The sequence below is a fragment of the Dongia soli genome (assembly GCF_034044715.1).
Classification (GTDB): Bacteria; Pseudomonadota; Alphaproteobacteria; order Dongiales; family Dongiaceae; genus Dongia_B; species Dongia_B soli.
In genome coordinates, this window is sequence record NZ_JAXCLW010000002.1 from 396,876 (window position 1) to 422,900 (window position 26,025).

At 58.4% G+C, this 26,025-nt stretch carries 20 protein-coding genes; 14 read left to right on the forward strand and 6 right to left on the reverse strand.

All coding sequences use genetic code 11. The features are described from left to right. Positions 1-86 precede the first annotated feature (86 nt). Both SMD27_RS08350 and SMD27_RS08355 read right to left on the reverse strand, forming a co-directional pair. Complete coding sequence (locus SMD27_RS08350; protein WP_320507909.1) at positions 87-2,666, reverse strand: MMPL family transporter; 2,580 nt, start codon at positions 2,664-2,666, stop codon at positions 87-89. Between the two features lie 229 nt (positions 2,667-2,895). Then, on the reverse strand, positions 2,896-3,843 hold the full coding sequence (locus SMD27_RS08355; protein ID WP_320507910.1) for an ABC transporter substrate-binding protein: 948 nt from the start codon (positions 3,841-3,843) through the stop codon (positions 2,896-2,898). Here SMD27_RS08355 and SMD27_RS08360 point away from each other — a divergent pair. Then, a complete protein-coding gene (locus tag SMD27_RS08360; RefSeq protein ID WP_320507911.1) occupies positions 3,734-4,717 on the forward strand; it encodes an NAD-dependent epimerase/dehydratase family protein in 984 nt (327 codons plus the stop codon). The two genes, SMD27_RS08355 and SMD27_RS08360, sit on opposite strands and share 110 nt — an antisense overlap. On the opposite strand, the gene SMD27_RS08365 is transcribed toward SMD27_RS08360, so the two are convergent. Next, positions 4,698-5,201 (reverse strand): CHAP domain-containing protein, encoded by a 504-nt coding sequence (locus SMD27_RS08365; RefSeq protein WP_320507912.1) that lies wholly within the window; start codon positions 5,199-5,201, stop codon positions 4,698-4,700. The two genes, SMD27_RS08360 and SMD27_RS08365, sit on opposite strands and share 20 nt — an antisense overlap. A 536-nt stretch (positions 5,202-5,737) precedes the next feature. Between SMD27_RS08365 and sucC the strand changes: the two genes are divergently transcribed. From sucC to SMD27_RS08405, 8 genes are all read left to right on the forward strand, one after another. Beyond that, complete coding sequence (sucC, locus tag SMD27_RS08370; RefSeq protein ID WP_320507913.1) at positions 5,738-6,937, forward strand: ADP-forming succinate--CoA ligase subunit beta; 1,200 nt, start codon at positions 5,738-5,740, stop codon at positions 6,935-6,937. Positions 6,938-6,939: 2 nt separating this feature from the next. Continuing rightward, entirely contained in the window at positions 6,940-7,824 is an 885-nt protein-coding gene (sucD, locus tag SMD27_RS08375; protein ID WP_320507914.1) for a succinate--CoA ligase subunit alpha, read from the forward strand. 120 nt (positions 7,825-7,944) lie between these two features. Beyond that, positions 7,945-11,091, forward strand: a complete 3,147-nt coding sequence (locus tag SMD27_RS08380; protein ID WP_320507915.1) for a phosphoenolpyruvate carboxylase — start codon at positions 7,945-7,947, stop codon at positions 11,089-11,091. Positions 11,092-11,241: 150 nt separating this feature from the next. After that, the gene (locus SMD27_RS08385) at positions 11,242-12,753 is read left to right on the forward strand and encodes a leucyl aminopeptidase (RefSeq protein ID WP_320507916.1); all 1,512 of its coding nucleotides are present in this window, start codon (positions 11,242-11,244) and stop codon (positions 12,751-12,753) included. A gap of 658 nt (positions 12,754-13,411) precedes the next feature. Further along, positions 13,412-14,461, forward strand: a complete 1,050-nt coding sequence (locus tag SMD27_RS08390; RefSeq protein ID WP_320507917.1) for a putative 2-aminoethylphosphonate ABC transporter substrate-binding protein — start codon at positions 13,412-13,414, stop codon at positions 14,459-14,461. Positions 14,462-14,554: 93 nt separating this feature from the next. Then, positions 14,555-15,652, forward strand: a complete 1,098-nt coding sequence (locus tag SMD27_RS08395; RefSeq protein ID WP_320507918.1) for a putative 2-aminoethylphosphonate ABC transporter ATP-binding protein — start codon at positions 14,555-14,557, stop codon at positions 15,650-15,652. 14 nt (positions 15,653-15,666) lie between these two features. After that, entirely contained in the window at positions 15,667-17,406 is a 1,740-nt protein-coding gene (locus SMD27_RS08400; protein WP_320507919.1) for a putative 2-aminoethylphosphonate ABC transporter permease subunit, read from the forward strand. Between the two features lie 227 nt (positions 17,407-17,633). Beyond that, positions 17,634-19,268 (forward strand): Na/Pi cotransporter family protein, encoded by a 1,635-nt coding sequence (locus SMD27_RS08405; RefSeq protein ID WP_320507920.1) that lies wholly within the window; start codon positions 17,634-17,636, stop codon positions 19,266-19,268. A 21-nt stretch (positions 19,269-19,289) separates the two neighbouring features. Here SMD27_RS08405 and SMD27_RS08410 read toward each other — a convergent pair whose 3' ends face one another. After that, positions 19,290-19,736: a MarR family winged helix-turn-helix transcriptional regulator gene (locus SMD27_RS08410; protein ID WP_320507921.1), complete on the reverse strand. Its 447-nt coding sequence runs from the start codon at positions 19,734-19,736 to the stop codon at positions 19,290-19,292. 97 nt (positions 19,737-19,833) lie between these two features. Here SMD27_RS08410 and SMD27_RS08415 point away from each other — a divergent pair, with 97 nt between their 5' ends. From SMD27_RS08415 to SMD27_RS08425, 3 genes are all read left to right on the forward strand, one after another. Continuing rightward, a complete protein-coding gene (locus SMD27_RS08415; protein ID WP_320507922.1) occupies positions 19,834-20,916 on the forward strand; it encodes a WD40/YVTN/BNR-like repeat-containing protein in 1,083 nt (360 codons plus the stop codon). A 5-nt stretch (positions 20,917-20,921) separates the two neighbouring features. Next, positions 20,922-21,206: a MoaD/ThiS family protein gene (locus tag SMD27_RS08420; protein ID WP_320507923.1), complete on the forward strand. Its 285-nt coding sequence runs from the start codon at positions 20,922-20,924 to the stop codon at positions 21,204-21,206. A gap of 80 nt (positions 21,207-21,286) precedes the next feature. After that, on the forward strand, positions 21,287-22,042 hold the full coding sequence (locus SMD27_RS08425) for a class I SAM-dependent methyltransferase (RefSeq protein WP_320507924.1): 756 nt from the start codon (positions 21,287-21,289) through the stop codon (positions 22,040-22,042). Here SMD27_RS08425 and SMD27_RS08430 read toward each other — a convergent pair whose 3' ends face one another. Together SMD27_RS08430 and SMD27_RS08435 are read right to left on the reverse strand one after the other, a co-directional pair. Beyond that, a complete protein-coding gene (locus tag SMD27_RS08430; RefSeq protein WP_320507925.1) occupies positions 22,043-22,549 on the reverse strand; it encodes a hypothetical protein in 507 nt (168 codons plus the stop codon). It abuts the gene before it with no gap. Positions 22,550-22,585: 36 nt separating this feature from the next. Beyond that, on the reverse strand, positions 22,586-23,479 hold the full coding sequence (locus SMD27_RS08435) for a LysR substrate-binding domain-containing protein (RefSeq protein ID WP_320507926.1): 894 nt from the start codon (positions 23,477-23,479) through the stop codon (positions 22,586-22,588). Between the two features lie 119 nt (positions 23,480-23,598). Here SMD27_RS08435 and SMD27_RS08440 point away from each other — a divergent pair, with 119 nt between their 5' ends. Both SMD27_RS08440 and phnA read left to right on the forward strand, forming a co-directional pair. Next, positions 23,599-24,735: a 2-aminoethylphosphonate--pyruvate transaminase gene (locus SMD27_RS08440; RefSeq protein ID WP_320507927.1), complete on the forward strand. Its 1,137-nt coding sequence runs from the start codon at positions 23,599-23,601 to the stop codon at positions 24,733-24,735. Positions 24,736-24,743: 8 nt separating this feature from the next. Further along, entirely contained in the window at positions 24,744-26,024 is a 1,281-nt protein-coding gene (gene phnA, locus SMD27_RS08445; RefSeq protein WP_320507928.1) for a phosphonoacetate hydrolase, read from the forward strand. Position 26,025: the final 1 nt, after the last annotated feature.

Consider the following 26,025-nt stretch of genomic DNA (forward strand, 5'->3'; position numbering starts at 1 on the left):
GACGAAAATAGCCGATGGCGCGAATTTTGGCAAGGAAGCCCCGGCAAGACTGAAGCTGCCCTGCAAAGAAGAAAGTGAAGTGCAGATTATTTGCTTCGACGGGGGCGGGGCGGCGGACCGAGCAGTGACGGTAGGAAGAAAAAGATAGTCACCAGAACCGCCCCCAAGGACAGCAACAGCAATAACCCCATACCCGCCGTTCCGGGGTGGCTGGACATCGCCAGGCTGCCGAAGGATGAGCCGGTCGTCAGGGCACTGAACAATACTCCTCGGGCCGTGCTGGTTTGCAACGGCGCATCGACCCCATTTCGCCAATTGACGACAAAATAGATGTTGAACGCCACGCCGATGCCGAGAAGCAGCGGCAAAGAGATGATATTGGCGAAATTGATCGAGATATTGAAAACAACGAGCAAGGCGATGGTGGCTAGGCCGGCGAGCAATAGTGGGCAAAGGACCAGGAAAACATCCCAGGGCCGGCGCACCACGATCAGCAGCAGTATCATGATGGCGCCCATCGCCCACAGCGTCGCATGCTGAAAGGCGCGCGAGACCGCCAGCCCGGATTCATAGATCTGGATGGCGGGGCCGGAGGCATCGGGAGCTACCGTCCGCACCGCCGCAACGAAGCGTTCCAGCGTGCGGTTGTTGTTGCTGTCACCGGCCGGAACAACCATGACCCGCACCTCACCACCCGGCGCTATCCAATCCCGCCGCATCTCCGGCGGTAGCGTATCCACGGTAAGCTTAGTGGCAGTCAAAGCTGCTGCAACGCTGTTCAATCGAGGAATCAGGCCTGATAGCAAAGCATGTCGGAGCTGCGGATAGACCGACGGATCGGAATCGGCGGCCTGATCGAGCAGACGCGCCAATTGCTGTGCGATATCGGACGATTCTGCCGTTTCGCGCAGCATCGCAGCGGTGTGGTGCATGGCGGCACGATCTTCCTCCAGGCTGGGCGGCGCCTTGACGCTCTCCGGCGAGAGACTTGGCCCGACCAGCATGTTCAAGTCATCCAGGATAGCGAGCTTCTTGTCCTGATCCTTGGGGATGAAGGAACTCGCCGTGATCGCCTGATAAACCTCCGGCAACGCTTTCAGCTTCGGCAGGAGTGCTTCCGCGGCAGCCAGATTGGGGGCCAGGATTTCGATCTCGTAGGGGCTGCGCAGCGGGTCGCGCATGAGATCGTAGATGGTCGAGACGGATTCTGTCTTGGGATCTTTCAGATGAAGCGGGTTGAAGTCGAATCTAACCTGCGTTGACAGGATCGCGCCGAGAATGGCGATAACGCCCCAGGCGGCGAGAACCCGCCAGCGATAACGCAAAAGGAAGGCGTCTGCCCCCGCCAGCCAACTGAGCCCCATATCCAGAGCCCGTCCCCGCGGTTTGAACAGCGCGAGCAAAGCGGGCAACAGGGTGAGATTCAAAACCAAAGTGATAGCCATGCCGCCGCCGGCAATGAGGCCCAGCTCGGAGACGCCGCGATAATCGGTCGGTAGGAAAGAGAGGAAACCGACAGCGATGGCCGCTGCCGCCAAGGTCAGCGGTCGGGCCATGACGCGGCCGGTGCGCGGCAGGGCTGTATCATCGTCGGCCTCGAAACGCTCCTGGCCAAAACGCACGCCAAACTGGATGCCGAAATCGATCGACAGGCCGATGAACATCACCGCGAACGCCACCGAGATCAAATTCAGCGAGCCGACCGTGACCGCGGCGAAAGCGAAAGTGAGGATCAGGCCGATGAACAGCGTGATGAAGGTTGCAGCGATCAGCTTGAATGAGCGCAGGGCCAGAAACAGCCAGAGCAGGACCAGGATGGTGGAAGCCGCCAGAGCCCAGCTCATCCCCTCGGCGACCGTGCCGAATTCATCATCCGACAAGGCGACGGGTCCGGTCAGGCGGACCGTCACGCCGTTCTCGGCCGTCAGCCCGAGTTCCCGACTGGTCTGACGAATGAATGCCGTCGCCTTTGCGCCCGGCTTAAGGGCGCCGAAATCGCGCTTCGGCTGGGTGAGAATGACGTGCCGCAATTCATTGGGATCGATTTTCCGGTCGATCATCAGGCTGCGCCAGGAAAGCGGCGTCATGTCGCCGCTCATGGTGGCGGACAGCGCACCCGCAACGGCGGAGAGCGGTTTCTCGATATCGTCGATCCTGGCCGCCTTCTGCGCCACGCCTTCCAACGCCAGATCCAGCACCCCCATCAGCCCGCGAATACTAGGATCCGCTCGCAGGCTGCCGATGAAACCCTGCGCGCGGATCACGGAATCGGCGATTTTCTGCAGCTCGTCCGGCGGCAGATACATCAGGCCGTAGCGATCGAAGAAGGGGCCGCTATCGGCGCGGCGGACGCTAATGAAAAGATCGGTCCGTTCCTGCAGTTTGTCGCAAAGCCTGGAGGTTGCCTCGCTTGTGAGATCGGGCGTCTTGCCGTCGATGACGACCGCGAGCAGACCGACATTCTGCGGAAAAAGATCGTTGAAATGGGCGTTTTCCTGTCGCCAGGAAAGCTCAGGCGAGATCATGTTTGTCGTGTCGGTGTCCATCCGCAGATGGTGAGCGGTATAGAACCCGGCAGCGAGGGTCAAAACCAACAGCGCCAGGATGACGGCCCAGGAGCGACGCACGCTGAGGGAGACGATCTTGACGACCAGGTTTTCGAGCATGAAGTGATCCGGCTAAAGATTGGTCCAGTTGGAAACGGCGAGCTCGCGGAACGGAGCGAGCCGTGAAAGTCTGTCATCCGCCCTTTAAACCGGGCGTATCCAGGCCATTTGCCTGTAACAGCGTAAGGAGAGAAAAGTAAATCTTTTCAGCATATTAGTATCTCTGGATGACAAAGTTCTTGGGTCATAGCAGAGCGGCGATTGAAAGTCATGCCGGAATATAAGGGAATTACGGCGCCAATTTGACGCCTCTGGCGTCGTTCAGCGGAACGGTTGACGTCAGTAAATGTCCCAGGTCCTTCGCTTCTTCGGGGCGTTCAGCCGCCGCGCTCGCGACGGCACTTCGTAGCATGAGGCGGAGGCTGATGCCGAAACAGGTTACATCTTCGATTCGCAGCCCGTCCGGCTGAGCCCGGATCTCCCAGGTCAGCGGCAGGACCTGGCCTTGGGGCAAGGTCAGCTCGGTCGCGACCAGCCGGGTTTGATCGGGCCGGACCGTCATGTTCAGGATCGACAACACAGGGCGCGGGTGAGCGAGCTGTTTGTTTGCCGCTTTGGCTTGGGCATTACCCATTGTTGCCAGAGAGATCGCCGCGAAATCCAGCAATCCGTCCGCCGGCCGGCGCGTGTCCGATGCCGGGATGTTGTGGCTATAACGGCCCATAATGAAGGTCGCGATGCCGTCCGCATCAATCGTCTCTGCAAGATATCGACGAATCGCCGCGATCCGGTGGGGCTTATCCTGGTTGCCGCCAGGTGATTCCGGAAAAGTGACGTCGATCACGTTTTCAAACAAATCGGTGACCAGCATCGCCGATGGGGTGGTCTCAATGGCTTCATGTGCGTTCGCCGCCCGTGGCAGAACGGGTAGGCAGAGACATCCGAAAAGTAAGACTTTCCGCCATAACCGCCTGTTCTGGAGCCATTGTCTCATCGCCATTGTTACTTTTGACAGCCAAGGTAAATTCGGCCAGATCATGCCGGATGAAGAACAAGATGGAAAGTAGGGGGCGATGACGCATAGGTCTTTAGTGACGGGGGGATGCGGATTTATAGGCCGGCATCTGGTGGAAATTTTGCGCGCCAGGGGCGATGCCGTCCGGGTGCTTGATTTACGATCCTGGCCCGGCGGCAGCGATGCAGTGGGGAATGTCGAAGTTATCAACGGCTCGATCACCGATCCGCATATCGTCAAACGCGCAATGGATGGTGTGGACCGGGTTTTCCATCTGGCCGGCAATCCGAATCTTTGGATGCCGAATCCGGCCCAATTCAATGAGGTCAATTTCGTCGGTACCTGTCGCATGTTGGAAGAAGCAGGGCGGCTTTCCTTGCAGCGTTTCGTCCACACATCGACCGAATCCATTCTGAAAAGCGCGCGAGCCAGGCGCAATTCGGACCGCGCTTTGATTGACGAAACTGTCCGCTTGCAGATTGAGGACATGCCTGGACCGTATTGCCGTTCGAAATTCCGCGCCGAGGAAGCTGCGCATGCCGCTGCGGCCAGTGGCATGCCGGTGGTGATCGTCAACCCCACCATGCCGCTCGGCCCAGGCGATCTCTTGCTGACGCCACCGACCAAGATGCTGCTCGGTTTCCTCAACGGAACGACACCGGCTTATCTCGACTGCGAATTCAATCTGGTCGATGCACGGGATGCGGCGATGGGGCATCTGATGGCAGCGGAGCGGGGACGGATCGGCGAACGCTATATTCTCGGTGGCGACAATTTGAGCTTGAGCGATCTGCTGCGAGAGATTTCTCGACTGACGGGCCTCAAGATGCCGACATGGAAAGTGCCGTATGGTATTGCTTATCTCTCCGCGCTCATCAGCGAAAGCATCGCGGATATCACGAAGAAGCCGCCGGTGGCGCCTCTCACCGGCGTCAAACTGGCACGCACATCCATGGCCTTCGATTGCAGCAAGGCGCATCGGGAACTGACCTGGAAGACGCGGTCATTGGCCCAGACATTGACGGATACATTGGCCTGGCTGCGCCAGGCCGGTTTGCTTACCCGTGACGTTGCGGTTATTCCTGATCGCGGATGAGCTCGGCGATAGGGTCAGGTCCGATTGCCGGTGGGCCGGCTGGCGGCACGGCGGCCGGATAGATGAAACCTTCCGCAGCATAAGGACTGCCGAAGCTGCGCGCCGGCGCGTACCAGAAACGCAGTATTGTCCAATCGTTCTGCTCAGAGACATCGACCACCGGCATGCCGGTGATCGTCTCGCCGGGAACCCAGTTGGCATGATCAACGAGAATTTCGCGGGCGCTCACGACTTGCGAGACGACAGCGACATGGCCCGACTGCAGGCGTCCTGTCCGGCTTAGAACGAGAATGGCGCCGGGTTGCGGCAGATGTCCGCGCTGATAATTGCCCTCGGCACCATCCCACCACGTATAAGCATCGCCTCGAAGCGCCACGCCGGTACGGTTACGTGCATAGGGAACGCAGGTAAGGCCGGGGCTCGCCTTTTGCCGATAAAGCTGGTCGATCATTTGATCGGTGAGGGCAGACGATGGCGAAGGCATAGAATGATTGGGATTGCGCGTCGCGCATGCGGCGAGCGATATCAGCAATAGAAAAGCTGCGACAAATTGGCCCAAAAATTGTTGGCGCGATCTGACCGTCGGTAAAAAGCCGTAGGGATTGCAGCGTGTTAGAGACATGCTTCCGCCTGTATTCCCAACGGCTCCCAAAGCGCGTGACGTTTTCGCCACGATCCTAGTCGAAATTAGAACATCCGAGAAGAGTCAATGAAATAAGATAGATAGCACGCGATCGGGAGGTCGCGTTTCGGGCCCGAGTTAAAAAATAGCGTTATGGCGTCATTCATCGCGCGACCAGAGTGATCGCGTGCCGGGTGATAGAAGCGAGCAAAGCCGGGACTATCCCCCAAGGTTCATCCAGGGATCTTTCAGGCGGCGCGCACCTATACATCGTCGTGTTGAATGACGTAGCCGCTGGCCATGCCTGCGCATCGGAAATCCCGCTCTACGTCCCCCTATTCGACACGACAAGGCGAAGGATGAACAGCCCGCTTTAAAGGGGCTGGGGAGGGGTTGCTATGAATATTCATGAATACCAGGCGAAACAGATCCTGCGGCGTTATGGCGTGCCGGTGCCTCGTGGCGATGTCGCGCATACACCGGCGGAAGCTGAATCCGTGGCGGAGGAATTGGATGGACCGGTCTGGGTGGTAAAGGCCCAGATTCATGCCGGCGGACGCGGCAAAGCCGGCGGCGTAAAGGTCTGCCGTTCGGTGAAGGAAGTGGTCGCTACCGCCGACAAGATGCTGGGCATGCGCCTGGTGACGCATCAGACCGGGCCCGAGGGCAAAGAGGTCAAGCGCGTTTATATCGAACAGGGCAGCGAGATCGCCCGGGAGCTGTATGTAGCTCAGCTGATCGATCGCAAGACCGGTGGCATCGCCATCATCGCCTCGACCGAAGGCGGGATGGACATCGAAGAGGTCGCCGCCAACACGCCGGACAAGATCATCAAGGTGCTTTTGCCGCCAGCAACGCCGATGCAGAGCTTTCACGCGCGCAAGGTCGCGTTCGGCCTGGGGCTTAAGGACCGCGAAGTGCACAAATTCGTGCGGCTGCTGGTCGCGATGAACAAGGCCTTCGTCGAAAACGATGCCAGCCTGATCGAGATCAATCCGCTGGTCGTGACCAAGGCCAATAAGCTGATCGCACTTGATGCGAAGATGACCTTCGACGACAACGCGTTGTTCCGTCACCGCGATATCGAAGACCTGCGCGATAATGACGAGGCCGATCCGCTGGAGGTCGAGGCTGCACGCCACGACCTGAACTACGTGAAGCTGGAGGGCGATATCGGCTGCATGGTCAATGGCGCCGGCCTTGCCATGTCGACCATGGACATCATCAAGCTCTACGGCGGCAAGCCGGCGAATTTCATGGATATTGCCGGCGCCGCGACCAAGGAGCGCGTGGCTTGTGCCTTCAAACTGATCTTCAGCGATCCCGAAGTGAAAGGCATCCTGGTCAATGTGTTCGGCGGCATGATGCGCTGCAATTCGATTGCCGAGGGGATCGTCGGTGCGGCCAAGGAGGTCGGCCTCGACCGACCGCTGGTCGTGCGCCTGGAAGGAACGAATGTCGATCTCGGCCGGGAAATTCTGCAGGGCTCGGGCTTACCGATTATTACGGCCAGCACCTTATCGGATGCTGCCAATAAGATCGTCGCCGCGGTCAATGGCCAGGGAAGTGCCAATAACAATCATGTGGGGAGGGCCTGAGCATGACAATTCTGGTTGATAAGAATACGAAGGTCATCTGCCAGGGTTTCACCGGGACGCAGGGCACTTTCCACTCGCAGCAGGCGATCGAATACGGCACCCAGATGGTCGGCGGCGTCACGCCGGGACGCGGCGGCTCGACGCATCTCAACCTCCCGGTCTTCGACACCGTGGCGGAAGCTCGGGCAAAGACGGGCGCTAATGCTTCGGCGATCTACGTGCCGCCGATCTATGCCATGGACGCCATCCTTGAGGCGATCGATGCAGGAATCGAATTGATCGTTGCGATTACCGACGGCATTCCGGTGCAGGATATGGCGCGGGTACGCAAGGAACTCGTGCATTCCAAGTCGCGGGTCATTGGCCCCAACTGCCCCGGCATCATCACGCCAGGTGGTTGCAAGATCGGCATCATGCCCGGCTATATTCATCGTCCGGGCCGAATCGGTGTCGTCTCCCGGTCCGGCACTCTGTCTTATGAGGCAGCTACCCAGACATCAGCGGCCGGGCTTGGCCAATCGACACTGGTCGGTATCGGCGGCGATCCGGTGAATGGAACCAGCTTCACCGATTGCATGGAGCTGTTCCTCGCCGACGACAATACCGATGCCATCATCATGATCGGCGAGATCGGTGGCACGCCGGAAAACGAAGCAGCCGACTTCCTGAAACATTCGAAACGCAAGAAGCCGGTCGTCGGTTTCATCGCCGGTGTAACGGCACCTCCGGGCCGTCGTATGGGTCATGCGGGCGCGATCGTGTCGGGCGGTGGCGAAAGTGCGGCGGAAAAGATTGAGGCGCTTCGCTCAGCTGGCATTACCATCGCCCCGTCGCCGGCGGAATTGGGAACCACGATGTTGAAGGCGCTGGGCAAAGCAGCCGCCTGATCGGGAATCGTCAAAGAAACCCGGTGCCGGGCGAAAGCTTGCGGCACCGGGTTTTTGTTTTTCTAATGTCCATGAAAGCGGCCAAATGTGCCTGTTGTACGAGTGTTTCGGAGTGACGCGATGACAGAGCGAGCGAAAGCAAAGCAAACGAAGGCGAAAACGCAGCGGATAGCTAAAGGCGGCAAGGCGCCAAAACGCATCGACCTGCGCGGCAACACGAAAAAGCACAAACTTGTCGCGGATGCCGACCGTGTGCTCTCTGCACTTGGTCCAGATCTTGTGCCGCTAAAGCGGGTCTTTCCAATCCCGTCCAATTTCGATGCGGCCAAGGTGGAAAATGAGTTGGAGGCTGCCTTCAACGATCTCGCCTCCTTGCGGGAACGCAATCCCTTCGGCAATTCCGTCAAGCTGCTGGCTCTCGACATCATCAAAAGGTTGGACAAGGGTAGCCTGACCTATGGCGGGGTCGAATCGCTCATTCAGGAAATGACGGTACAGGCTTTTCAGCACCGCGCCGATCGGCTGCGATCATATCTGGGCGAAGGCGACGACGCCAAAAATGTGGCCTTGCTGAAGCAATCCATCCGGCGTCTGGCACAACCGGCGGCGGGCCTCTCCGGCAAACGTGAGCGAAAGGTAAATTTGCGGCCTTTTGCGGAATTCAAAACGATCCTAGAACGAGAGCTGTTCGGTATTGTCGTTACGGCGCATCCAACCTTCAGTCAGTCGACGGGCATGATGCGCGTCATGGCAGAGCTGGCGATTGCGCGAAATGCCGAGGGAAAGGCACTGACGGTAAGCGAACGCAATCGGCGCATCGGCTATGCCCGGGCGGTGGAACATCGGGCGCCGGAAAAGATCGATCTCTCCTATGAGCATACTCTTTCGATCGAAGCGATCCGCAATATGCAGCGGGCGATGCGGCGGGTCTATGACCTCGTGTTTGATGTCGCGGCTGAGCTGTACCCACAGGAATGGGAAAGCCTGACACCAAAGCTGCTGACCATCGGCAGTTGGGTGGGGTATGACCTCGACGGCAGGTCGGATATCAAATGGAGTGATACATTTTGCAAGCGCCTCAAGCTGCAAGCCTTGCAGCTTGAGCAATATCTCGCCGCGGTCCAGGAATTGCGGACCGATCTGGGCCGCGAAAAGCAGAGCGTGGAATTATCGCATCTGTTGGAGCTCCTGGAAAGCCGGCTCGCGCTGGCGATCAAAGAGGCGACCGATGAGATGGAGATATTCAGCAGCGACGATAGCGCCGCCGCAGAATCCTGGCACGAGCAGGTGCGGCGCATCTCCAAGCGGATGCATGATGGGCGGGACCTGCGCCTGATCGATTCCGAACAACTTCTCGAGCTGGTCCGGCGTGCGCTCGATCTCACGAAAAAGCCATCGATCCGCCGGAAACTCCTGCTTTTAAGAGCGGAACTCAGTAATCACGGTCTGGGCATGGCGCATACCCATGTGCGCCTGAACTCCGTGCAGATTCACAACGCCATCCGCAAACTAATCGACATGGAGACCGCGCCGGACGATCCGACGCGGAAGCGGACCTATCTGGCCTCGATTTCCCGTCTGCTTACCGATGTGCGGCCGATGAGCATCAGCTTTGCGTCGGTGATGGCGGAACGTACCTCGGCAAAGCGCCTTTTCATGATCGTTGCGCAGATGATGAAGTATATCGACACAACAACGCCGATCCGCTTCCTGATTGCGGAATGTGAAGCGCCGCTGACTCTTCTTGCAGCACTCTATTTTGCGAAATTGTTCGGTGTCGAGCATCGTCTGGACATCTCGCCGCTTTTCGAGACGACCAAGGCTTTCGAGCGGGGCATCCGCGTGATCGACGAATGTCTGCAGAATCCCAGCTTTGCCGACTATGTGCGCAAGCGTGGCCGGCTTTGTATCCAGACCGGATTTTCCGATGCCGGCCGGCATCTCGGTCAGACGGTGGCGGCGGTGTCGGTGGAATGGCTGCGACTGAAACTGGCCGATTTGATGCGGGATCGTGGGTTCCAGGATATCGAGGTGGTGGTCTTCGACACGCATGGCGAATCCATCGGCCGCGGCGGTCACCCGGAGAGCTTCAGGGCCCGGCTGGAATATGTCGCCTCACCGGTCAGCCGGCATCAGTTCCTCAAGAACGGCGTACGCATAAAGGAAGAGGTTAGTTTCCAGGGCGGTGACGGCTATCTGCATTTCATCACGCCATCGATCGCTTTCACATCGATCGCCAGGATACTCGATTACGTTCTTGAGCAGCCGACCGACGGCGTCGATACCGACCCGCTCTACGTCGCCGAGGAGGATTTCACCAAGGAATTCTTCATCACTGTCCGCCACTTCAACGAGAAGGTGATGGACGATCCGAATTATGCCGTGTTGCTGGACGCGTTCGGTGCCAACCTTCTTTTCCCGAGCGGATCGCGGGCCTTGAAGCGGCAACATGACGGTGTCAGCTCGCGCATCAACCTCACCCATCCAACGCAGATGCGGGCCATTCCGCATAACGGCATCCTGCAGCAACTGGGGTTCTTGGCAAATACTTTGGGCGGCATCGGGCAAGCGATCATGCGGGATCCAGAACGGTTCCAGCGTGCCTATCGCAATTCGCCCCGCATGCGACGGCTGCTTGGCATGGTCGAATGGGCGATGGAGTTCACCGATCTCGAAGCCTTGAAATGCTATATCGATCTTTTCGATCCCGGCCAATGGCTGAGCCGCGCCTATCAGGCGAAGGATCCGGATCGCGCGGCTGAATTGCGCAAGGTTGCGGAACGGCTGGAGGAAGAGGGGCTATACGAAAAGCTGGCCAAGATCTACCGGGTGTTCCAGCAGGACATGCTGGATCTGCGCGATGGCCTCGCTTTGGTCGATGCCGATCGGCCGAAAATTTCGCCGGAAGCCCGTTTCAACCTGCGAGTCATCCATGGGCTGCGGATCGCGCTGCTGATGCGATTGTTCATGCTGTCTACGCATATCCCCGATTTCTCGCATCAATACGACATGACGCGGGAGCAGCTGCTGTCGAAGATCTTCCATCTGGAGATCGATGATGTGGTGCGTAAGCTGGGGATGATCTTTCCCAAAGTCGATCCGGTTAAATTCGAAGGCGATTTCGGAGATGTGGCCACCTATATCGGCGATTGGCATCAGACCTATGAGCGTGAGCACGAGGTCATATTCCAGCCCATTGCCGGTCTCTACACCCTGATCCGACGCCTCAGCGCCGGCGTCATCCATTCCGTCGGTGCACTGGGGTAACACCGGGAAGGCGGCCGAAGGCCGGATTGCGTCATCTACGGCTCCTCTTTTCCCGTGGCGAGCAATGTGCTTGACTCGCCGCGAATTTCGTCGCGACCTGGCGGCAATGAGCTTTTGCCAGGGCGCGACATCTCAAAAGAGGGGTTGTTTATGAAAGTCGATTTTCTGCTCAAGGCGCCGTCGGATTCGACGGTCTTGGTGACCTTCGTTGCCGATAATCGCGAGCTGATCGGCCTGGGCGAGGCGCTGGACCGGGAAAGTAAGGGGGCTTTGGGGCGCGCGCTGTCGGCACCGAAATTCACCGCCAAACAAGGCCAAGTGTTGGATGTCCTTTCGCCGTCCGGGCTGAAGCAGCGCCGCGTGCTGATTGTCGGCCTGGGGCAGCCGCGGGAAATATCGGTACTGGCAGCACGGGAAATCGGCGCGTCGATCGTTGCTCATCTCCAGGCGGAGCATGAAGGTTCGGCGACCCTCTTGTTGGACCTTCCCAAGGGAACGCAGCTTGAGGAAAGCAGTTTCGCCGCCAATCTGGCCTTCGGTGCGAAACTGCAGAATTACCGCTTCGACAAATACCGCAAGAATTTTCGCCCGGATGAGCCAAAGCCGATGAAGGCGCTGCGTCTCGTGACGGCGGAAGATGCGGCGGCGAGCAAGGCCGCGAAGCGGCTGGATGCGGTCGCGAATGGCGTGAGCTTGGCGCGCGATCTGACGAATGAACCGCCAGTCGAAATCTATCCGGAGACTTTTGTCGAGCGGGCGCAAGAATTGACCAAGCTCGGCGTTCAGGTCGAAGCCCTGGATGAAAAGGCGATGGCCAAGCTCGGCATGGGTGGCGTTCTCGCGGTTGGAAAGGGATCGAAGCGGCCGCCGCGTCTGCTGGTCCTCCGCTGGAACGGCGCCAAGGGAAAGAAAAAGGGTGAAAGGCCGGTCGCATTGGTTGGAAAAGGCGTCTGCTTCGATAGTGGTGGCTTATGCATCAAGACCGGTGCGCAAATGGAAACCATGAAAGGCGATATGGCGGGCGGTGCTGCCGTCATTGGCACGATCCGTGCGCTGGCGGAACGCAAGGCGGCGATTGATGTGGTCGGTGTCGTTGCATTGGTCGAGAACATGCCATCCGGCAGCGCCTTCAGACCGGGCGACATCGTCACCACCATGGCCGGCAAGACGATGGAGATTTTCGATACAGATGCCGAAGGCCGCGTGATCCTGGTCGATGCTTTATGGTACGCGGCCCAGAAATTCAACCCGCGCTGCATCATCGATCTGGCGACTTTGACCTATTCGGTCATGCAGGCGCTCGGCAAGTATTTCACCGGCCTGTTCAGCAACGACGACAAGTTGGCGCAAGATCTCTCGGAGGCGGGCCAATTGGTCGGCGAGCGTCTGTGGCGTCTGCCGTTGGATCCGGCCTATGAGCAGGATCTTACATCATCGATGGCCGATTTCCGTCAGTTCGCGCCGGACGCCGATAAGGCCGATGCCGCTTATGCAGCCGCCCTCCTGCATCAATTCGTTGATGGTCATAGCTGGGCGCATCTCGATATCGCTTCGAAGGAGCTGATTTCGAAAGAGAAGCCGATGATCCCAGCGGGCGGGACAGGGCATGGTGTGGCGCTGCTGGAACAATATATTGCCGGCTTGGAAGGGCTGGACAAGTAACCGATCTCTTTTCATTGATGACGAAGGGCAGGGGATGCATCAAGTGTCTCCTGCCTTTCTTCTGTCAGCCTCGATGATCGCCTATTAGCGGCAATGCGTGGGGTCCGACGAGGCACGACTGGTGTCCTCGTCTGACCCTAAGCGAGAATTGGTCGAGTATGGCGCGGCGCCGCGCGGCGTCGTCGGTCATTCGTTATGTCTTCGATCGATTGGTCATGGCAAAATTCCGCGCCAAGCTTCGCGCTGTTCCTTTCGCTTCTGCCGGCCTTTGCGGTGCTGATCGGAAGGCTCTTCCTCCGTCAGCTCCCGGATTTGAGCGAGGTGTTCCGGATCGGTTTGGTCGTTGCAGCCGTGTCCTTGCATCGACGTGATGCTTTATTCTGAGGCTGTAAAACCTTCATCCTGGCAATGAGTTCTCAATAGGCTTGCGGCTGCGGGTGTATAATTCCCATCAGCCTAAAAAATAGCGGATCAGCGACGAGACGTCGTTCACTGGACAATAACTGTCTCTATGGGAAGGTGTGTGTTGCAAAATGTGGCAATCTAGTGAAATATGATGATGTCATTAACTCACAACAGAAGTGTCATCGGAGTGTCCCGGTCCTCGAAGAGGTTAGGGCCGCCCGCAAAGGCACCGCTTAATCTGGAGGCAACAAACATGACGTCGACCAACCTATTTCTCCGCCGTCTCGGCGGTCTCACCCTGGGAGCCGTGGTTGCATTGACCGTTCTCAGCGCGGGCGCGCAAGCTGAAACGGTTCTGAAGGTTTACACGGCGCTCGAAGAAGAACAGCTGCCGGTTTACAAGGCGGCCTTCGAGAAGGCCAATCCCGACATCAAGATCGAATGGCAGCGCGATTCCACCGGAGTCATCACGGCGCGTCTGCTGGCGGAGAAGGATAACCGTCAGGCGGATATCGTTTGGGGCCTGGCGGCGACCAGCCTGATGCTGCTGGACAAGCAGGGCATGCTGGAGCCCTACAAGCCACAAGGTTTCGACCAGATCAAAGATCTCTTCAAGGATACGCGGACCGACAAGCCGACCTGGGTTGGAATGGATGCTTGGGCGGGTGCGCTTTGCTATAATACGGTCGAAGGCGAAAAGACCGGCGTGCCGAGGCCGGAGTCCTGGGCCGATCTGCTGAAGCCGGAATATAAAGGCCATATCGCCATGCCAAATCCGGGCTCTTCCGGTACCGGTTTTTTGGACGTTGCGGCCTGGCTGCAGATGATGGGCGAGAAGGGCGGCTGGGACTACATGGATAAGCTCCACCAGAATATCGCCACCTATCTGCATTCAGGGTCGAAGCCCTGCAAAGCGGCAGCGGCCGGAGAATATGTCGTCGGCATCTCCTTTGCCTATCCTGGCGTCCAGTTGAAGAACCAAGGGGCGCCGATTGAGGTCATTCTGCCGAAAGAAGGCATCGGCTGGGACATGGAAGCCACCAGTATCATGAAGGGCACCAAGAATCTGGAAGCTGCCAAGAAGCTGGCCGATTTCGCCGCGAGTGCCGAGGCGAACAAGATGTATAACGACTCCTACCAAGTGCTCGCGCGCAAGGATGTCGAAGCCAAAGTGCCGGAAAACTATCCGGCTGATGAGGCCAACAAGCTGATCAAGAACGACTTTTACTGGGCGGCAGAACATCGCGACAGCATTCTCGCCGAATGGCAGAAGCGTTACGGCTCCAAGGACGCGCCGAAGTAATCGGCTCGAACGGCGAACCGATGGGAAGGATCGCGGCCATCCGGCCGCGATCGCTCTCATTGCGACTACGTCTCCTGTTGAAAGAGGTGAGCGATGGCCGAGGCTTCCGCGCGCAAGCTCTATTTGCACATCGACAGCGTAAGCAAATCATTCGGCGCCTTCCAGGCGCTGAAATCGATCTCGCTCGACATTTATGAAGGGGAGTTCGTTTGCTTCCTTGGTCCGTCGGGTTGCGGCAAGACCACGTTGCTCAGGGCGATCGCCGGTCTTGATATTCAGACGAGCGGCCGGATAGAGCAGGGGGGGCGGGATATTTCCGCGTTGCCGCCATCGAAGCGCGATTTCGGCATCGTTTTCCAATCTTACGCGCTGTTTCCCAATCTGACGGTGGCCGAGAATATCGGCTACGGCCTCGTCAATACCGGCAAGCGTCGTGGCGAGGTGCAGGCCCGCGTCGCAGAATTGCTGAGCATGGTTGGCCTGGACGGGCAGGAGCGCAAGTATCCGATGCAATTGTCGGGCGGCCAGCAGCAACGTGTGGCCTTGGCCAGGGCCATTGCCTTGTGGCCAGGCCTGCTGCTGCTCGATGAGCCGCTCTCCGCCTTGGACGCACGTGTCCGCCTGCATCTGCGCACCGAATTGAAGCATTTGCAGCGGCAGCTTGGGATCACCACGATCATGGTCACGCATGACCAGGAAGAGGCTTTGGCTATCGCCGATCGCATCGTCGTTATGAACCACGGCGTCATCGAACAGATCGGCACGCCCGAAGAAATTTACCGGTCCCCAACAACACCTTTCGTGGCATCTTTCGTCGGTCAGATGAATTTCTTCAAGGCTGCAGCCTCGGGTGCCGGCGAATTGCGTATCGGCAATATCGACATCGTCGTGCCCCACGCTTCGGAATATGGGAAGGGTGAATTCCATCTTTGCCTGCGGCCCGAGGATGTGCAGGTCCGCGGCATCCGTCCCGATCAAGGGAACGTCCTGGAAGCGCGTATCGAGGGGCTGGAGTTCCTGGGCTCGTTCTGTCGTGCGCAATTGTCCGCCCTGCAGGATGACGCAGTCCGTTTCCAGGCGGATTTCTCCATCAATGCCATGCGTGATCTCGATCTGGCGCCGGGACGCAGTCTGTCGGTCGCCTTGCCGCAAGATCGGTTGCGTCTATTCACATCCGATCAGCACCGGTAAGGGCGGAGACCACCATGGCTGAAATGACGATGACCGCTCCCCGCGCGCGTCGGGCTGAGATCGCGGAAGGCAAGAAGCCGCCTATCATCCGGCCCAAGGCCAGCAGCGATGATTTCATCATGCGCGGGTGCCTTGTCCTGGTCGGCGTTTTCTTTATGCTCACAGTGGTCCTGCCGCTTTACGCGCTGCTGAAAAAATCCGTTGAGGACGCCAATGGCGGATTCGTCGGCCTGGCGAATTTCGTCGCCTATTTCCAGGATCCGGCGTTGACGCAGTCGCTGGAAAATACCGTCTCGATGGCGGTGATCAGCACGATTGTGACGCTCGCCTTGGCCTTCGGCTATGCCTATGCCCTGACTAGGTCGTGTATGCCGGCACGCGGCCTGTTCAAAGCCATCGCGCTCATCCCCTTATTGGCGCCGTCCTTGCTGCCCGGTCTGGCGCTCGTCTATCTCTTCGGCAATCAGGGGGTGCTCAAATCGCTGTTGTTCGGCGAAAGCATCTACGGGCCGATCGGTATCATCATCGGCGAAGTGTTCTTCGCTTTTCCGCATGCCGTGATGATCCTGGTGACTGCACTTTCCACGGCAGATCAGCGCCTTTACGAAGCGGCGGACGCGTTGCGCGCAAAGCCGATGAAAACTTTCTTTTCCGTCACGCTGCCCGGCTGCAGATATGGCCTTATCAGTGCAGGCTTCGTTATCTTCACTTTGGTCTTTACCGATTTCGGTGTGCCGAAGGTGATCGGCGGTGAATACAACGTTCTTGCTACCGATGTTTATAAGCAGGTAATCGGCCAGTTCAATTTCCATATGGGAGCGGTTGTCGGTCTCATGCTGATGTTGCCGGCTGTCGTCTCCTTCTCCGCAGATCGCCTTGTCCAGCGCAAGCAAGTGGCTTTGCTGACGGCACGTGCCGTGCCGTTGACGCCGAAGCCGCGGTCGCTGGTCGACGGTTTCTCTCTGCTGCTTTGCCTGATGGTTTCGGTGTTTTTGCTAGCGATCCTCGGGATGGCCGCCTTCGGCAGCTTGATCAAATTCTGGCCTTACAATCTGACCCTGACCCTGTCGAAATATGATTTCGGTGCACTGGGTACCGGCGGATGGGGCGACTACTTCAACAGCCTGCGCATGGCGACCCTGGTTGCCGTGATCGGCACGACGATTGTGTTCGTCAACGCATATATGGTGGAGAAGAGCAACGGCTTCCGCTGGGGCCGCAACCTTATACATTTTTGCGCCATGATACCGCTGGCCGTGCCCGGTGTTGTCCTGGGTCTCGCTTACATCTTTTTCTTCAACGCGCCGAACAATCCGTTGAATTTCATCTATACGACCATGACCATTCTGGTGGTGAATACGATTACCCACTACTACACGGTTTGCCATCTGACGGCGATGACTGCGCTGAAACAGGTTGATGCCGAATTCGAGGCGGTCTCCGCTTCGCTCAAGGTGCCATTCTATAAGACCTTCTGGCGCGTCACGGTCCCCGTTTGCATGCCGGCCATCGTCGATATCGGAATCTATTATTTCGTCAATGCGATGACCACGGTTTCTGCTGTGATCTTCCTCTATTCCAGCGAGACCAAGCTGATGTCCATTGCCGCCCTGAATACGGAGGATGCCGGTAATACGGCGCAAGCCTGCGCCATGGGCATGACGATCGTCGCTACCTCCGCCGTCTTGCGCGGGATTCAGGCACTGGTGGCAAAACGCCTCCAACGCCGTAGCCAGGCTTGGCGCATGCGATGACCGGAAAGAACACCGGGGTCCAGGCTGGGCGTTCCCGCTTGTAACCGAATCGCGTATTGCCGATTCGCGACCTTCATCCCCATCTAAATGACGTGATTGCGAACTTTACCTCTCGTCAGGAAATATATGTTACATTTTCATGACGATATTGGTGTCTTGTGGGGCATTTAGTGGCGAAGATTGACATCTTGCGGTCCGCAGCGCTGACTGTTCAGAGGTAAGGAAGAATGGTTTTTCTGCTGCACCTATTTGGGGCTGTTGCCCTGTTGCTATGGGGGCTGCGCATGGTGCGAACGGGCATCTTGCGCGCTTATGGCACGCAGCTCCGCCATTTTCTCAGCAATTCGATGTCGAACCGTTTCAGTGCCATGGGCACCGGCTTCATCGTCTCGCTGCTACTGCAGTCGAGCAGCGCGACCGGTCTCGTGGCGTCTTCTTTCGCCTCGCGCGGTCTCTTCAGCACGTCGGCGGCGCTCGCCATCATGCTTGGCGCCGATATCGGGACCAGCTTCGTTGCCCAGGCTTATACCTTGCCGCTCCAGTGGTTGTCGCCGCTGGCGATCCTGATCGGCTGGATCATGTTCAACAAGATCCAGAATACGCAGTTGAAGGATCTTGGTCGTGCCGTCGTCGGCCTCGGCATCGCCCTCCTGGCGCTCGAATTGCTGACAGCTGCCGCGGCACCGATCCGTGACGCGCAGCTCCTGCCGGAGATCATGCAGACCATGCAGTCGGCGCCGGTTTTCGGTGTCATTCTCGGCGCCGTGCTGACCATACTATCAACCTCCAGCCTGGCGATCGTTCTGCTGATTGCGTCCTTCGTGACTGCGCAGCTGGTGCCTATCGATCTTGGCTTGGCTATGGTACTGGGCGCCAACCTCGGCTCCGACATCATGCCGATCATGGCCAACTGGTCACAGCCCGCCGAGGCCCGCCGGGTGCCGTTCGGCAATATGACCTTCCGCTTGAGCGCCGTGATCATCGCTTTGCCGCTTATTCCTTATGTGCAGCCGCATCTCGCGGCTTTTCAAAGCGATGGGCTGCGCCAGACGCTGAATTTTCACGTTGTCTTCAATCTTGCCATGGCGGCTTGCGGTATTTGGCTGGTGGGGCCGGTTTCTCGCGCCATGACTCAGTTCTTGCCGCAACAAGCGCGTCCCGATAACCCCTCGACGCCGCATTATCTCAATGAGGGCAGCTTGGAATCACCGCCCGATGCACTGGCCAATGCGGCTCGCGAAGCCTTGCGGATGGGGGATTTGCTGGGTCAGATGCTGACCATGTCGCTGAACGTCTTTCGCAGCGATGACCGCAAGCTGATCAAAGATGTGACGGCGTTGGACAATCACATCGATCGGCTGAACGAGGCGATCAAACTCTATCTAACCCGCATCAATCGCGAGGTAATGAATGAAAGGGATCATCGGCGCGTGATCGATCTCATTTCCTTCATCACCAATCTCGAGCATATCGGCGATATTCTCGATAAGAGCCTCATGGAACTGGCCGCCAAGAAGGTGAAATACGCGCTCAAGTTTTCCGAGGAGGGAGCGCGCGAGATCGAAGAGATTCATCAGCGCCTCAACGAGAATCTGGAATTGGCAATGAATGTCTTCATGTCCAGCGATCTCAGCATGGCCCGTCGCCTGTTTGCAGAGAAGCAGATATTCCGCGAACTGGAAAAAACGGCGGCGGAAAATCATCTTGAGCGCCTACGTAGCGGCCGCATCGAAAGCATCGCCACCAGCGGCTTGCATCTCGATATCCTGCGAGATCTGAAGCGCATCAACAGCCACTTGGCGCTGGTGGCGCAGCCAATTCTGGAACTGGCGGGCGAACTTAGCCCATCGCGCCTGCGCTGAGCATTTCACGAACAGCGTGACCTAGGACAGGGCGATCAATGCCGCCCGAAGCTGGTCCAGATCTGTGCCGGCGAGCCGTTTCTCCAAAGCACTCTGCGCCTGTTGCCAGATTGGATAGGCCGCCGCCAACAGGGCTTGGCCGGCAGGTGTCAGCGTCATGAGCCGGCTACGTCGGTCGGCATCATCGACGGTTATAGTGACCAACTGGCGGCGCTCGAGGGGTTTCAGATTGGCGGTGAGGGTGGTGCGGTCCATCGCCAGCAAGCTGGCAACTTCCTTCATGCTGGGTGGGCTGGGCCGGTTGAGGGACATCAGCAGCGAGAATTGCCCATTGGTCAGACCCACAGGACGTAGCGCATCGTCGAAGCGCCGAGCTAAGGCGCGCGCGGCGCGCTGTACGTGAAGGCAAAGGCAGGAATCACGGACCTGAAGGGTGATCTGAAAGGGAAGCGCATCGTGGTTTGACATTCTTCTATAATGTTGATATCAACATAAAAGTCCAGTCCTTATTGATTGCCCAGGCCTGAACGGCCGTTTGTTCACCTGCCGAAGTGACGGAGCTCTCATGACGCGGAAGGTACTTATCCTGCTTGGCACCAAGAAAGGCGCCTTTATCCTCGAAAGCGACACGCACCGCCGAAGCTGGAAATTACGCGGACCCTTCTGCGAGACCTGGCCGATCAATCATGTCGTTGCCGATGAGGAGCGCGGCGTCATTTATGGCGGTGGCGGGAACGAATGGTTCGGCCCGGCGGTCTGGAAATCCGAGGATCTTGGCGAGAGCTGGACGCATTCCAGCGAAGGGCTGGCTTATGCCGCCGGCGAGGAGCCCGTGAAATCGGTCTGGAGCCTGGCGCGTGGTCGCGATGGTTTATATGCCGGTGTTGAACCGGCCGGCCTGTTCCGCAGCGCCGATGGCGGGCTTTCCTGGGAACATGTCGCCGGCTTGCGCGCGCATCCGTCACGGCCCGATTGGCATCCAGGCGGCGGTGGTCTCATCCTCCATTCGCTCATTCCGCATCCGGAGGATCAGAAGCAAATTTGGGTCGGCATTTCGGCAGCGGGTGTTTTCTACACCGCAGATGGCGGCGCGACCTGGGAGCCTCGTAATCGCGGCACACGGGCCGATTTTCTACCCGAGGATCAGCGTTATCCGGAATACGGGCAATGCGTGCATTGCATCGTGATGGCGCCGACCAAGCCCAATCGGCTCTATCAGCAGAACCATTGCGGCATGTATCGCAGCGAGGATGGCGGGCAGAAGTGGGAAAGCATTGAAACCGGCCTGCCGTCGAGTTTCGGCTTTCCCGCTGCCGTGCATCCACGCGATCCCGAAACTGTATTTCTGCTGCCCTTGAATGGCGATATTGCCGGCCGCTATGTGCCGGATGCGAAGGCGGCGGTGTGGCGTAGCCGCGACGGCGGCAAGAATTGGCAAGATTTGCGCGAAGGTTTGCCGCAGGAAAATACGTTTTTCGGCGTCTTGCGGCAGGCCATGGCGACGGATCGTCTCGATCCGGTCGGAGTCTATTTCGGTACAAATACGGGCATGCTCTATGCAAGCGCCGATGAAGGCGATCGCTGGTCCTGTATCGCGCAGCATCTGCCGCCCGTCTATTCGGTGGAAACGCTGGTGGTGGATGTCTGAATGCAATGCCGGAGCAGACCCTACCCATCATCGATGTGACGCTGCCGGTGGTTTTGCGGCGATTGTTTCCAGATGCGCCGCGACAGGTCCGGTTGAAGGCGGCGACAGTGAAAGACGCCATCGATGCATTGGACGACCGCTGGCCGGGCATGCGCGACCGCCTTTGCGATTCCCGCCCGTCGATCCGGCGCCACATCAACATTTTCGTTGCCGGGGAGCGCGCCACGTTGCAGACGTCTTTGGCAGATGGGTCGGACGTCGTCATCTTGACGGCGATCAGCGGCGGGTGAAGCATTTCCATTATCGGCCGTTTTAAGTATAAGCGGTTCTCAACAGCATCCGTCCCGCCGCTATCGGAACCGCCTCAGCAATGGCCACGAACAATTTGTCCGGCGATCGCCTGTATATCGATCCCGATCTGGTTCAATTCTATGACCTGGAAAACGACTGGACCGCTGATTGCGATTACTGTCGCGATCTCGCCAAGCAAGCCAAATCCGTTCTCGATCTTGGCTGCGGTACCGGTCGGCTGGCTGCGGGGCTGAGCGCCGGTCGCTATGTCACTGGCGTCGATCCGGCCGGCGCGATGCTTGATGTCGCGCGGCGCCGGCCGGGCGGCGAAAGCGTCAATTGGGTCGAAGGCGATGCGCGGACCGTCAGGCTCGGCCGCCGGTTCGATCTCGTGCTGCTGACCGGCCACGCTTTCCAGGTTTTTCTGACGGATGCGGACCGGAAAGCCGTACTGCTGACAATCGCCGAGCATCTCACCCCTAATGGGCGATTTATCTTCGACACACGGAATCCCCATTGCCGGGAATGGCTCGAATGGACCCCCGATCAATCCGAGCGATTCCTCCAGCATCCGCAAGCCGGCGAGGTCAAAGCCTGGAACGATGTCCATCACGACCCGGAAACCGACATCGTCACTTACGATACCTATTACGAGGTGATCGGGGATGGCCGCCGTTATCACGCTCGATCGAAGATCGCGTTTCCGGCGCGGGAAACGCTCATAGGCATGTTCGACGAGGCGGGGCTGGTAATCGAGCGCTGGCTCGGCGACTGGAAGGGCGGGGCCTGCATGCCGACCTCCAAGGAGATCATTCCGATCGGCCGACTTGCTTAATCACTGATCGCAGCCATCCATCAATCCAGGCAAGGCGCGGTCGGCACCGGTAAGCGGCATTTCACCGCGCCATCCCAAACTGGAGAGTGCGATCTGCGCCATATCCGCGCCAGCCGCCGAGGCTTTGGCCAGTTCCTGGACGAGTTCGTTGAACTGGAGCCGTTGATTGATGTCCTTGGCTTCGAAAACGAAATAGCCTTTCATCGCCTTCATGCCGAATTCCTGGCGGTAATCGTTCACCGCCACGCGCAGGTTGTAGATGTGCTTCTCGTCAAAAAACGAGTTTCGCAATTTCTGGATCTGAATGATCAGCCTTGGTTGCGCGAGTGTCGTCTCGGCAGGGCAGGTGATCGCGACCACGCTGCCGGGCCCCATTTCCACATTGCTGGCTTTGATGCCGTTCTTATCGATCCGTTGCCAAATGGCAGGATTCTCGTCCGCCGTTGCTGCATGGGCAATGCCGCCCAGCAGCAGCGGGAGGAGAACGAATCCAATGGACCCACGCATATTACGCTTCATTGAAGCCCCACAACTTGCGTCCGGTCAGCGACTGCCTTTTCCATCGGCGATGCTTTCCCGCACGATATCAAGAAATGCCTTGACCAGAGGCGTCGTCCGCCGGTCGTTCAGGCAAGCGACATATTCCATCGATTGCATCAGCGGACCGGCAAATTCCAACGCCTTCAAGCGCACGTCATCGCCGAATTCCGAATTGGCAACAATACCGATCCCCAGTCCTGCGGCAACCGCTTCGCGGATCGCTTCTCGACTGCCGATCTCCAGGACCTCGCCGATCGTAATGCCGGCGGCATCGATCGCTGCCTCGAAGGTGCGCCGCGTGGTGGATGTCGCTTCCCGCAGGACCAGGCGCTTGCCGGCGAGGTCGGTGAGATCGATCTGGCGCTTGTTCGCCCAGGGATGCGCCCGGTCCACGAAGGCGACCAGGTAATCCTGGCGAAAGGGCAGGCTGAAGATCCGGGGATCCGCCGGTACGTTCGCGGCGATGGCAACCTCGCAACGTTGATCCAGCAGATCGGCGACGAGTTTCTCGGAATTGCCGATCGACATGGAGAGACGCAGGCTGGGATACCGCCGATGGAAGGCTGCCAGGAAGGGGATCGAATGGTAAGGCGCATCGGCCCCGATCCGCAGATGACCGCGCTTCAGCCCGCGGGCGGAAGTCAGGACCTGTTCGGCCTCCAATTCCAGGCTGAACAACCGGAAGGTGATGTCGAAAAGATTACGGCCGATATCGGTGAGTTCGATCTTCCGCTTGCGACGGTCGAACAAGCGAACGCCGAATTGATCTTCAAGCGCTTTCACCTGCCCCGAAAGCGTCGGCTGGGTGACGCTTAACATATTGGCAGCCTTGGTAAAGCTGCCCTCGGTGGCAACTGCGTGGAAAGCCCGCAACTGGCTGTGATTTATAGAAGTCATCTATGTTTCATATAGCAAATAGCGATTTGAATTATGCTACTGCAGAAGCACATACTTCAAGCCAGTTGAATCGCGCTTTGGCGATGTAATCTTAACCCTTGAAGTAAAAGGCTATTTTCGTGGCCCAGGATCCCTGGCTTCTGACCCCCGGACCGCTGACCACCTCGCTGAGCGTGAAGCAATCAATGCTGCATGATTGGGGCTCGCGCGATTCGGAATTCATCCGCATCAATGGCGAAATGCGGTCCCGCCTCGTGCAGCTCATTCACGGCGAAGGCAGCTTCACGACGGTACCGATGCAGGGCAGCGGCACCTTCGCGGTCGAAGCGATGTTGGCGACCTTTGTTAGGCCGAAGGACAAATTGCTGATTCTGATCAACGGGGCTTATGGCAAGCGCATGGCCAAGATCTGCGACTATGCCAAGCGGGCCTACAGCGTTCTCGAATGGGCCGAGGACCAGCCGGTCAATCCGCAACAGGTGGCGGACGCGCTGGCCAAGGACAAGGCCATTACGCATGTCGCCGTGGTCCATTGCGAAACGACGTCAGGCGTCCTTAATCCGATCGTGGAAGTCGGCGCTGTCGTTGCGCAGGCCGGCCGCCGGCTGTTGATCGATTCCATGAGCGCCTTCGGCGCCTTGCCGGTCGACAGCCGGGAAATCGCTTTCGATGCCGTTGCCGCCTCGTCCAACAAATGCATCGAGGGCGTGCCGGGTCTTGGCTTCGTTCTATGCCGGGAAGCGGCCCTGAAGGAATGCAAGGGAAACGCCCATGCGCTGGTGCTCGATCTCTACGATCAATGGCAGGTGATCGAGAAGACCCAGCAATATCGCTTCACGCCGCCGATCCACTGTATCGTTGCCTTCAACCAAGCGCTGACCGAACATGCGCAGGAAGGTGGCGTTTCCGGCCGCGGCGGCCGATATCGGGCCAATTGCAAGATCCTGATCGACGGCATGCGGACGCTCGGTTTCGAAACTTTGCTTCCGGATCACCTGCAGGCGCCGATCATCGTGACCTTCCACATGCCGGCCGACCCGAAATTCGATTTCCAGCGCTTCTATGACAAGCTTCGCGACCGAAATTACGTCATCTATCCGGGCAAACTGACAGTTGCCGACAGTTTCCGCATCGGCTGCATCGGGCGGCTCAGTGACACGGAAATGAAGGGGGCGATTGCAGCGGTAAAGGCTGTTCTTGCCGAGATGGGAGTCAAATCGGGCGCCCCGCGCAAACTGGCCGCTTCGGCGGAATGAAGGAGAGAATGATGTCGGTGCAGAAAAAGCCGCTGACGGTCAATGGCAAGGGCTATGCCTGGCCGAGCGCGCCGGTCGTCGTGGTTTGTGTTGATGGATGCGAGCCGGATTATCTGACGGATGCGATGAAGAGCGGCGTCATGCCGTGGCTGAGCTCCGCCGTTAAGGCCGGCAGCCAGATGGTCGGCGACTGCGTCGTGCCAAGCTTTACCAATCCCAACAATCTTTCCATCGTCACCGGCACGCCGCCCTCGGTTCATGGCATCTGCGGCAACTACCTCTACGACCGCGAGAGCGGTACCGAGGTGATGATGAACGACCCGAAATTTCTGCGTACGGGAACTATCCTCGCGGCTTTTTCCAAAGCAGGCGCCAAGGTGGCGGTGGTCACGGCGAAGGACAAGCTGCGCAAGCTGCTGGGCAAGGGGATGGAGATTGGTGAAGGGAAGGGCATCTGCTTTTCCTCGGAAAAGTCCGATCAAACCACGCTGGCGGAACATGGGATCGACAATGCACAGGCCTGGCTCGGTCGTCCGGTGCCGTCGGTTTACAGCGCGGATCTCAGCGAATTCGTCTTCGCGGCGGGCGTCAAGCTGATGCGTGAAAAGAAGCCGGATATCATGTATCTGTCGACGACGGATTACATCCAGCACAAATATGCGCCCGGTCATGAGGTCGCCAACGACTTCTATAAGATGATGGACGGATATCTGGGCGAACTGGAAAAGATGGGATGCATCATCGTCCTGACCGCCGATCATGGCATGAATGCCAAGCATGATACGGCGGGCAAACCCCAGGTGATCTACCTGCAGGACGTTCTGGACCAGTGGCTCGGCAAGGGCAAGGCACGCGTCATTCTCCCGATCACCGATCCCTATGTCGTGCATCACGGCGCGCTCGGCTCATTCGCGACGGTCTATCTGCCAGAGGATGTTGACCAGGCCGCCATCATCAAGCGCATCGGTGAAATCCCCGGCATGGAGCTCGCAGTTGATCGAAAGACCGGCTGCACCCGCTTTGAACTGCCGGAAGACCGGTTGGGTGATGTCATTGTAGTCAGCGACAAGAATATCGTTATCGGCACGGCCGTGGAGAAACACGATCTCAGCGCGCTGACGCTGCCCTTGCGCTCCCATGGAGGCATGTCGGAGCAGCAGGTACCGGTGATCGTCAATCGTAAAGTCGGCGCATTGCCGGCGGGCTATCGGTTGCGCAATTTCAGCGCTTTCGATCTTGCCCTGAACCACGTTGTCGATGCGGCAGCCAGCTTTCCGAAAGCCGGCTGAG